Here is a 797-nt window from a genome sequence, read left to right as displayed (position 1 = left end):
GGCTTCTAAAGCTACTAATTACACTATAGGTAAGAAGAAAAAATTAGATAATAAGTTTAAAAATAAAAATAAAGATAAAAACAAAACAAGTAGTGTGGATGAACTGATCCACTGCTTAGATAACAATGATGAAGTTAAGAGGTTTTAACTATGGAAAATAAAGAAATGAGATTAAGAATTAAAGATCATGATGTTAAAAAGGAAATAGCCCTTTTAGCTGAAGAATGGAACTGCTCAAACACACAAGCTGTAATGAATCTTGTAGCTATTTCCATCAGTAACCGATTGAAAGCAGAGAGCTCCCATTAACAGTAACAAGCCCATAGGAGGCTATTATGACCCAATTTGATATAACCAAATCTATACTCAATGTCAGTCCTAAATCTATCGGACTTACTAATACTCAAAAAAATATCTTACTCCATCTATCCTTTTACTTTGGACAGCATTTTGATACCGAATATGGTGGATCTTTTATCTGCTTCCCTAGTGTCTCCACCATCTCTCTAAAGTGTGGTTCTAAGAGTGATGATGTAAGTAAAGCCTTGCATAAATGCGAAGAGTTAGGGTATTTGAGGATTGTGAAAAGGACTACAGAAGGTGGTAAGAACTTGTCTAACATCTACGTATGGCTTGGTATTAGCGAAAGTGTACCGACAGTTAAAGAAACAAAAGAAGAATCACCACCCATGATTGAGCTTAAGAAAACAGCTTCAGATTACGGAATTTCAAGAGCTACTCCTGAGCATATAGATGATGGAAAACCATATTAAAACTTAGTACCCCCTTTTTAGTGG

2 protein-coding genes are annotated in these 797 nt (G+C 34.8%); both read left to right on the top strand.

What is annotated here, in order from left to right; translation table 11 throughout:
- Positions 1-150 precede the first annotated feature (150 nt).
- Entirely contained in the window at positions 151-309 is a 159-nt protein-coding gene (locus tag AB4482_RS22660) for a hypothetical protein (protein ID WP_372181771.1), read from the top strand.
- Between the two features lie 26 nt (positions 310-335).
- Positions 336-773 (top strand): hypothetical protein, encoded by a 438-nt coding sequence (locus AB4482_RS22655; RefSeq protein ID WP_372181769.1) that lies wholly within the window; start codon positions 336-338, stop codon positions 771-773.
- The last annotated feature ends 24 nt before the right edge of the window (positions 774-797 follow it).

This window comes from Vibrio sp. 10N.222.55.C7, assembly GCF_041473335.1.
Lineage (GTDB): Bacteria > Pseudomonadota > Gammaproteobacteria > Enterobacterales > Vibrionaceae > Vibrio > Vibrio crassostreae_C.
The sequence above is the reverse complement of the archived record's forward strand: the minus strand, read 5'-3'. Positions and strand labels throughout refer to the sequence as shown.

Excerpts from the sequence above, each read along its gene's own strand:
- AB4482_RS22660 (WP_372181771.1), top strand. The coding sequence starts at position 151 with ATGGAAAATAAAGAAATGAGATTAAGAATTAAAGATCATGATGTTAAA.
- AB4482_RS22655 (WP_372181769.1), top strand. The coding sequence starts at position 336 with ATGACCCAATTTGATATAACCAAATCTATACTCAATGTCAGTCCTAAA.